We start from the raw sequence: 8,464 nt of genomic DNA on the forward strand, positions 1-8,464 counted from the left end.
TCGGCTTGCTAGGGGGAGGGAAGAGTTGCGCAACCTCTGCGTCCCCTTCAAGAGACGCGCAAGGAGCTACCGCCGAGCTTCAGTTCGTGGACTCCGTGACACCCCAGCTGGAACGACCGAACAGGGGGGCCGTGGATCCCCCGATGAATCGAGGGGGATTACCGCCCCCTCGCTCTCCCCCGTTTCTCTAAGGGATCCAGGCCAAGGCGCTGCTGCTCAGCGGCAGGCGACGACGGCTGTTGGGGAGCGGCAGTCCATCTTGCAAGTCCAGCAGCCACACTTGCGCGCTCCGGATGGCTTGCCCACTGCGGCTGAGGGGAGCCCAGGGATCCGGAATCTCCTCTTGCAAGGGCTGCAAAAGCGTGTAGGCCAACAGGCGGCCGTCCGGAGAAAGGCTGAAGTCCAGCTCAAAGGGGTAGTCGGCCCGAGCCATCTCCGCGATCTTGCCAGCTTGGGCAGCGCCACCGCTGCTGAACACGATTGCCAGCAGGCGGGATGATTCGCTGTAGCCCGGCAACGCCAACTCGCCCTGATTGCCGGTAACCTCAACCTCGCTCACCAAGCTGTAAAAGACAGGCGCCCTCGGCGAGAAAGCTCCTTTGGCAACGGATCCCTCGGTTACCCAAATCTCCTCGCTGGTGCCGGTATTGCTGACGATAAAGAGGCTGCGGGTGTAGTCGGGATTGAAGCGCAGCAAAGCCCCGAAAGCCCCGTCGGGACGGATGGCCAAGGTTTGGCCGAACTGGGCCAAAAAGCTCTCCGCTGCCGCCCGCGGGTGCAGGGGCACAATCCCCACCCCTTGCCCCTGGGAGATGAGCAAGCTGCTCTCATCAGGGCTGATGAAAAAGTCTCCCCCCAAAGCCGTGTCCAGCTCCAGACGCTCAAAGGGATCCTGTCTCCTTTTCTGGACCCACAGCTCCGTCTGGACAGGGGCGAGGGGATCCCGTTGCAGGGGGATCCGCTCCGCTACCACCAGCTCCCCCGTCGGCGAGACCTGGAAGCGCAGGTTTTGGTAGCCCTGGTGATCCAGCAGCAACTGGGAAGACTGATCCTCCAGATCCAGGCGGTACAGATCCTGGTGTTGTAGGCTGGTGGTGGTGGCAAAGTAGTAGACAAAGCGGCCATCGGCGCTGGGCTGCATTTGAGTGACCTTCAGCCCGGCTGGCGTCAGCAACGTGGTGGATCCCGTCTCCAGGTTAAAGAGGAACAGCCGCCCCCGTTGGTCTGCTTCCGTGCCGATCCCCAACAACTGCCGATCCGGCGTGCGAAACTCTCCCTCAAAAGGTCGCACCATGGGCTGGCCCCGCTCATCCACGGCGGCCTTTAGGCGCAGCCGGTAGGTCTGGCCGTAGGGGGCCGGCTCTGTCAGGGTCCAAAAAAAGCGGCGGCCCAGCTTGTGCATCCGGCCCGGCAGAGGCGGCTGGATCTCCAAGTTGGCCGCAACGCTGTCCGCATCCATAGGGCGGTTGAAGGTCAGCACCATCTGCAGTTCCTGGGATCCCACCCGCTGCTGTTGCCAGTTGAAATCCCGCACATAGGGGGCCGTATGGTTGCCCAGCAAAAATAAGATCACCCCAATCGCCAAGTTGCAGAGGGTGATCCCGGCTACCCAGCGATCCAAGGGCTGGGTCAGCCCTCGCTGCAGAGCTGCATAGAAACGACGTGCCGGCCAGGCAGGCATCCGGGTCGTACAGTTCTCGACATCTCAAACCAGATTAAGGCACCTTTCAGGCGCTTGGGGCCACTGCCCTCACCCCCGCCCCCTCTCCCAGAGGGAGACTGCCCTCACCCCCAGCCCCTCTCCCAGAGGGAGACTGCCCTCACCCCCAGCCCCTCTCCCAGAGGGAGAGGGGAGCTGGGCTGGAGCGGGAATGGGAAAACGGCTCTACTGCAGCATGACAAAGAGAAAGTCTTCCAACGCCGTCAGGAAGGTCAACACCTCGTCGGTTGCCTGTTCTTTCGTCAGGGATCCCAGCTCGACGACCCGTTGAATCAGCTCTGCCACCGGAGTCGGCCCCTGCAGCAGCGGAGCCAGCCATCTCACCTTCTCGGCAGGGATGCTGATCCGCCCGTGGGTGGCCCCTGTCCACTGCATTTCGTAGGGGCGGTTCTCTTGCAGGGCCTTGTTGTACTCCTGGTGGAAGCGGGTATTGTCCATCAGCAGGGGGTTAAACTGCACGGATCCCGTCAGCCAATCCGCATCCGTCCAAGGCAGCACCAGGGAAGAGCCGGCGTGCTCGGCCCAAAAGTCGATGAGGCGATGGGCAGGCCGGATCAGCTCGTAGAGGTGCAGCCGCTCCATAACGCTGAGGGTTTCCAGCCGTTGCCGCACAAACTCCGGCACTTGCTTAAAGAGAGACTCCACCGACCAGTCGGGCATATCCACCAGGCTTAAAAAGCCCAACCCTGCCTGCTGCAACATGCCAAACACCTCGGGGATCGTAAATCCCTTGTCGTTGGCAAGCAGATAGTTGTTCAGGATGGCGGCGTCTTCGGTATAGTTGGCCGGGTTCCACAGCACTGCCTTGGCCACCTCTTCCTGCAGGGATCCCATGAATTCCCGCACGTTCTTGGCGCCTACTGCTGGCGGGACGTCGAATTGCCCCACCTTTTGCAAAGCTTCCTGCAGGCGGAGAAACACCTGGCGTTGGCGGCGGCTGTGGAGATTGGCGCGAATAATGCCCTCGGGCTTGAGAACCTTTTTCATCGCCTGCAAGCCCTCAGTGGGATCTGCCAACAAATACAGAACGTCGTTCAGGCTGATGAAATCGAACTGGATCCCCAGGCGATCCAGCTCCAGCACGTTGAGGACGTAGCACTGGACATCGGTGAAGCCGTGGCGGCGCAGGCGTTCCTCGGTGAGCTTGACGGAAGCCGGCGACAGATCACAAGCCACGATCTGGGCGCCCGGATTGGCCTCCGCCATCATCAGCGTCTCCCAGCCGGAGCCACAGCCGGCGTTAAGCATCACCTTGCCCTCTGACGGGACGAGCATGTGGGTGCGCAGGTACTGGGCGGTGGTATAGCTCATCTTGAACATCTCCCCCAAGACATTGCGGGCCGACTGGGAGAGGGGCACATTGGGGTAGGGCAGGGCCTCGTAGAGGCTGAGGGCCCGGTCTGCAGCCGAGAGAGCAGATCTGGTCATCGGCAGGGGAAAAGTGCAAGGGAGATCGAGAGAAGCAAGGCCATCGCTATGATTGAGTCTAGCCGCTGGTCGCGGCGGCGCTGCCGAGCAATAGAGATCTGCTGAGAACTGGCCATGACTGCTGCTGCTTTGCCCCGTCGCCGCTCCCGTTTCTCCCTGACAGGCACCCTGGCCGCCGTGGGCGGGGCGCTGCTGTGCGGGATCCTGGTGGTACGGCTGCAGGTGCCGATGCTGGAGCGGATCAATCTAGAGGCCCTGGAAAATGCCGAGGCCCGCAAAAACCGCAACATTGCCCTGGCCACCACCCTGGGCTGGCTGGGCTACCGCAACCTGGGCGCCTCCTGGCTGTGGCTGGAGCTGATCCAGTACTACGGCGACGCCCCTGCTCGCGCCCAAACCGGCTACGGCCTTGCCTACGAGTACTTCGACCACATGCTGCGGCTGGATCCCAATTTCTTCTTAGGCTACCGCCTCTCCAGCTTGGTGTTGGCCTATCGGGCTGGCCAGCCGGAAAAAGCCGTCGAGATTTTGGATCGCGGCCTGCAGCAGTTTAACCCCCAAAACAACCCCGATGCCTGGCGGCTCTACGTGGATCGCGCCCTGATCAACTTCATGTTTTTGGGGGATGCGGAAGCGGGCCGCCGCGACTACTACCAAGCCGCCGCCTGGCGGGAACAGGTGGGCTTGCCTGGTGACGATTTTCGCCAACTGGGGGACAACATCGCCCGCAGCCCCCTCAGCCGCCGCTCCCGCTTCGATGTCTGGCTAAGCGTGTTTAACGCCACCAGCGACCGGGATACCCGCCAGTTTGTTCTGGAACAACTGACCCAATTGGGGACGGTGCTGCGCACGTTGCCCACGGGCGAGATCGAGATTCTCCCGCCGCCTCTGCCCAGTGGACTTGAGGAAGAGCCCTACCGCTTGCGCCTGTGATTCCAATCCAGTGACGCACTCCCGACCCTCATCTTCGTTGAGTCAACACAACATGGCTTACAGCACGCTGCGCGAACCGATAGCGTACGGGCTTCACGCTTCCCAGACTTGTTGGTACAGAGGTCTCAGCGTGCTGCCACCGTGCCACCCGCGGCAGGAACCAGTCAGGGAAACTCTTTAAGCTAACTGCACAAAGATTGCCATCTAGGGTTGTGACGTTGCCCCAAGAGGTGAGCTAGACTCTAACCCAAATTCTCATCCTGGGAGCCGACTTTTGCAGAAGGGCAAGCTCCGCGTCGGAGAAGTTGCTTTCTCTGACGCGGGTGAGTTATTGGCTCTGGCGCCTCTTTCCGAGGAAGCAGCAGCCCATTTGCTTCTGCCAGTCTGCGAAGACGCCTCAGGCTTTTGGCGGGTTCCCGCAGCCTCCCCATTTCTTATTATTTCTTAACTTTTGTTGTTCTGCACAATTAGGAGTGATCCCCATGGCCTCAAGAACTTCTCTCCTGATGACGGCGGCTGTCCTTTCGGGCACTTGGTTTGTCCTCCCTGCAGCGGCCCAATCTTCCGCGACAGCGCGAGTACGGTCGGTGGTGGATGGGGACACCTTTTGGGCAGACTTGAACGGCAGACCCACCCGTTTTCGCCTTGCCTATGTGGATGCGCCGGAGCTGACGCAGGGACGCTGGGGGCGGCTCTCACAAGAGGCTTTGCAAAGCCTGCTGCCGCCGGAATCCCTGGTGCAGGTGGATACCCTCTACGTCACGCCGGAAGGGCTGCACATTGCCCAGGTGTACAACTCTGAGGGCTTGGTGAATTTGGAGATGTTGCGCCAGGGGCAGGCGGCGGTTTACGAGCGCTTTTTGTACGGGGCCAACCGGGAGCGCTACCTGGAAGCTCAAGAATTGGCCCAGGCGGCGCGCCGAGGTTTTTGGCAGCAACGCAATCCGGTGATGCCCTGGGAGTTTCGGGAGACAGCCGCGCAAACCTCGGCCTTTGCGGGATCCAACGTTTTGGACGGCTCCTTCCTGCGGGAAAACCCGGCAGCGGCAGCGGGCGTGGGCATTGCCACAGCAGTGGTGATGGTGGGCCTGAGCAAAGTGTTGTGGAAAAAGCCTCGCCAGAAAAACGCGAGCATCCGCCAGATGGAGCGGGATCTGAAACAACTGCGGCGCAGCCTGGCCACAACGCTGGCCAGCTGCAAACAACTGGAACGGCAGTACGATCAACTGCTGCAAAAGGCTGAGGATTGGTTTGTCAGAGCCGAGAAGGCCAGCCAACATGACCAGGACGAACTGGCGCGCCAGGCTTTGGTGCAGCAGAACCAACACATGAGTGCCGCAGAGGCGGTTCGTCGCTCCCTGGACGAGGTTGAGGCCCAGGCGACAGCTATCCGCGAGGGCATTTCCCGCTTGGAAAGCCAGATCGCGATGGCCAAGCTGGAACGGGAGATGAACAACTAAAAAAACAACTAAAAAGAGGTAACGGGGCGGGTGCAGTGCCTCAGTGTGAACGACTCCCGCCACTCCTCTTCGTTGAGCAAACACAACATGGCTTACGCCACGCTGCGTGAACCGATAGCGTACGGGCTTCACGCTTCCCAGACTTGTTGGTACAGAGGTCTCAGCGTGCTGCCACCGTGCCACCCACGGCGGGAAACTCTTCAGAGATTTAACTTGTGCTCCTCAATTGCAGCACGAACGGCTTTCATCCCGACACTGATTGGCTCCTGAGTCAACACAATTCACTCATACAGTGCAGGGCTTCCCGCCGATTAAGCTAAATCGAAGAAATAGCAACGATTGCCATTTTAGTTGGGTTTCAGACTTGGCTCTGCGCATTGGCGAAGCGGTTGCTAGGGATCCCCGCAGCCAGAGGCTCAGGTTGCAGCCTGTCTGGGGGGGCGGGGATTACCTAGATTGGGATCAAGACAACTGAGGATCTCGGCAGCCAGCTCAACCCAAGCCCAAGAGAACGCAGAGGGATCCCGACAGTTTCGATAGACTGTGAGAGGGACTGTGTAAAGAATTACTCCCTCAAGCTCTCTCTCTTCTTCTCTGGTGTGTTTCAGTCCTATTGCAGCGTGTGGTACTAACGTGGGTGCAATGGCCTTTTTCTCTCGCTATTCTTTCTTCTCTCCCGGTTGGAGGGGGGCGCTACGAGGTCAGTGGGGCTGGGCAGGGCTGTTGCTCATGGCTCTGCAGCTTGGGCAGCCCGCTGTGGCTCAGACAGAGACCCGAGTTTGGAGTGGCACCGGCCAGATCTTGAGCGGTCAGGGGCAGGGGGCGACGGTGCAACTGGTTCTGGAAACCGGTGGCGGACGCATTTGGACGCAGTCGGGGCCGGCGTTGGACGCGCCCTTTTCCGGCGGGCAGATTTCGGTTACCAGCGGCGACGGCACCTGGCAAATTCAATCGCAGGGGGATCAGTTGTTGGTGACCTTTTACCGCGGCGAGCAGATCATCCGCTGGCAACTGCGCCCCGTCGGCGAGGTTCCAGCCTCTCCTCCCTCTGGGCTATCCGGCTCCTTAAGCGGCGACACCTCCCAACCCGTGGCTCTGCCTGTGCAAGAGCTGGTTGTTCCCATCCAGAATTTGCCCAACAATCGCTGAGGGATCCCGCGGGCTGGTTTCCCAGTTTAGATAAATGGTTCAGAAAAGAGATTAGGGGTGCTCCTGCTTTGCCTGTTGCCAGAGGGCCTCTAACTCCGCGAGGGTGAGTCTTTGGAGAGGGAGCGGGGAGGCTTGGCCGCTGCCAGGTAACGCTGCTTCTGTTGGTTGCCGCGCCAGCTCTTCCATGCGCAAAAAACGGCGGGCAAAGCGCAGATTGGTCTGGGTCAAGGCCTGCGCGGCATCCAGCCCATACCAACGGCCCAAATTGACCAGAGCAAACAACAGATCCCCCAACTCGGCTTCCTGTCGCGCCGGGTCGGGGGGATCCCGTTCCAGCTCTCGGCGCAGTTCGGCCTCTTCCTCGCGGATCTTGGCCCAGATCCCCTCCACCGTCGGCCACTCAAATCCCGCTCCCACCACTTTTTGGCAGATCTTCAGGGCCGCCATCAGGGGGGGCAAACTTTCAGCGTAGTGGAGAAGTTTCTGGCCGAGGGTCTGCTGTGGCTGTTCCTTCTGCTTGATGTCTTCCCAGGAGCGGTGCAACTCAGAAAGGCTGGAAACATCTGACTGCGGAGCATCCCCAAACACATGGGGGTGACGGCGGATCAGCTTATCGGCAATCCGCGCGGCTACGGTTTCCAGGTCGAAGTGGTTTCGCTCGGCAAAGATCTGGGATTGCAACACCACCTGCAGCAACAGATCCCCTAGCTCTTCGACAATGGCCGCCGGATCCCCAGCCCGAATGGCCGCCACCGTCTCGTAGGCTTCTTCGAGGATATAGGGAGTCAGCGACTCGGGCGTTTGGGCGCGATCCCAAGGACAGCCGTCGGGGGCGCGCAACTGAGCCACTATTGCCGCCAAGCGGTTGAGGTGCTGTGCAGACGCGGAGCGCTCCAGATAAAGATGGGCAAAAGAGCCTGTGACCTGCGGATCCCAGCTTTGCAGCGTCAGGGGGCCGTCCACTACCTGCAAGTCTTCTGTGAGCAAGGTCAACGCTTGGCTGGGGGCGCAGAACTGCTGTAAAAAACGACGCAGCTCCGCCAGATCCTTCTTCCCGCAACTTTTCAGCAGCAGGGATCCCTGCCCAGCCGCAGACCAGCGGGCCAGATGCTGTTGCCAACCGGGCTGAAGGCTATCCAGCGTTTGTAGCATGGTCGTAGGTGCGGCCCAAATCCAGCAGGCGCCTGAGCTGCTCGAGATCGATGAAACTCAGCTCCAAAAGGATCATCAGCAACGGCCCTTGCTGGCGATGCTGCAGCTTTTTGGCCAAGCTCAGTTGGGAGCGGTCGATGATGCCTGCTTGCAACAGGTATTCTTCAAGGACAGGAGGGGGAATGGGATCTAGCATAGTCGTTTCACGGCGCTGAGAAGGACAAGTGGAAAAACTGAGAGGATGACCAACTAATGTAATCATTCTTAACACTCTTACAGAGCTTCCGCAAAGATCTGGCCGGCAACTGAGCCAAGAGGAGGCAAGCCGGGTTTTCTGAGCGCAGCTCTGCTAAGCGATCCCTCCCGTTACTGGAACAGATGGGATCTCTGTATCCAAGAGCACAAAAAATGGAGTCAGTGAGGTCAATGTATAATAGCAGGTTTGCTGCCGATTGACAGTGCCCTGAGAGGCCGATGCTCTTCCCCTAGCGCAGGGTAGCTCGGGTATGGAGCGATGTTACCTTTTTATCCTGCCGACTCCAGCTATTGGATAAAAATCTTGCTAACAATGTAACCATCCCGTCCGGGTTGAGGTTGACCCATCTGCTATTCTCCAGTTCCG

7 protein-coding genes are annotated in these 8,464 nt (G+C 59.9%); 3 read left to right on the forward strand and 4 right to left on the reverse strand.

Going from position 1 to position 8,464, the window contains the following annotated elements; genetic code table 11:
• Positions 1-187: 187 nt before the first annotated feature.
• Positions 188-1,681: a hypothetical protein gene (locus NW852_RS08250; RefSeq protein WP_414365775.1), complete on the reverse strand. Its 1,494-nt coding sequence runs from the start codon at positions 1,679-1,681 to the stop codon at positions 188-190.
• A gap of 204 nt (positions 1,682-1,885) precedes the next feature.
• A complete protein-coding gene (locus NW852_RS08255) occupies positions 1,886-3,148 on the reverse strand; it encodes a class I SAM-dependent methyltransferase (RefSeq protein WP_414371689.1) in 1,263 nt (420 codons plus the stop codon).
• 114 nt (positions 3,149-3,262) lie between these two features.
• Here NW852_RS08255 and NW852_RS08260 point away from each other — a divergent pair, with 114 nt between their 5' ends.
• The 3 genes from NW852_RS08260 (at position 3,263) to NW852_RS08270 (ending at position 6,690) form a co-directional block, all read left to right on the forward strand.
• Positions 3,263-4,081 (forward strand): hypothetical protein, encoded by an 819-nt coding sequence (locus tag NW852_RS08260; protein ID WP_414335874.1) that lies wholly within the window; start codon positions 3,263-3,265, stop codon positions 4,079-4,081.
• A 482-nt stretch (positions 4,082-4,563) separates the two neighbouring features.
• Entirely contained in the window at positions 4,564-5,541 is a 978-nt protein-coding gene (locus NW852_RS08265) for a PspA/IM30 family protein (RefSeq protein WP_414371686.1), read from the forward strand.
• Between the two features lie 642 nt (positions 5,542-6,183).
• Positions 6,184-6,690 carry a hypothetical protein gene (locus NW852_RS08270; RefSeq protein ID WP_414365772.1) on the forward strand — a complete coding sequence of 169 codons (507 nt, stop codon included), beginning with the start codon at positions 6,184-6,186 and terminating at the stop codon, positions 6,688-6,690.
• A gap of 51 nt (positions 6,691-6,741) precedes the next feature.
• Here NW852_RS08270 and mazG read toward each other — a convergent pair whose 3' ends face one another.
• A complete protein-coding gene (gene mazG, locus NW852_RS08275) occupies positions 6,742-7,842 on the reverse strand; it encodes a nucleoside triphosphate pyrophosphohydrolase (protein WP_414365771.1) in 1,101 nt (366 codons plus the stop codon).
• Complete coding sequence (locus tag NW852_RS08280; protein WP_414371684.1) at positions 7,823-8,038, reverse strand: DUF2949 domain-containing protein; 216 nt, start codon at positions 8,036-8,038, stop codon at positions 7,823-7,825. The genes mazG and NW852_RS08280 overlap by 20 nt, the downstream gene beginning before the upstream one ends.
• Positions 8,039-8,464: the final 426 nt, after the last annotated feature.

The sequence above is a fragment of the Synechococcus sp. H60.1 genome (assembly GCF_047462335.1).
Taxonomy (GTDB): domain Bacteria; phylum Cyanobacteriota; class Cyanobacteriia; order Thermostichales; family Thermostichaceae; genus Thermostichus.

Excerpts from the sequence above, each read along its gene's own strand:
- NW852_RS08250 (WP_414365775.1), bottom strand. The coding sequence starts at position 1,681 with ATGCCTGCCTGGCCGGCACGTCGTTTCTATGCAGCTCTGCAGCGAGGG.
- NW852_RS08255 (WP_414371689.1), bottom strand. The coding sequence starts at position 3,148 with ATGACCAGATCTGCTCTCTCGGCTGCAGACCGGGCCCTCAGCCTCTAC.
- NW852_RS08260 (WP_414335874.1), top strand. The coding sequence starts at position 3,263 with ATGACTGCTGCTGCTTTGCCCCGTCGCCGCTCCCGTTTCTCCCTGACA.
- NW852_RS08265 (WP_414371686.1), top strand. The coding sequence starts at position 4,564 with ATGGCCTCAAGAACTTCTCTCCTGATGACGGCGGCTGTCCTTTCGGGC.
- NW852_RS08270 (WP_414365772.1), top strand. The coding sequence starts at position 6,184 with ATGGCCTTTTTCTCTCGCTATTCTTTCTTCTCTCCCGGTTGGAGGGGG.
- mazG (WP_414365771.1), bottom strand. The coding sequence starts at position 7,842 with ATGCTACAAACGCTGGATAGCCTTCAGCCCGGTTGGCAACAGCATCTG.
- NW852_RS08280 (WP_414371684.1), bottom strand. The coding sequence starts at position 8,038 with ATGCTAGATCCCATTCCCCCTCCTGTCCTTGAAGAATACCTGTTGCAA.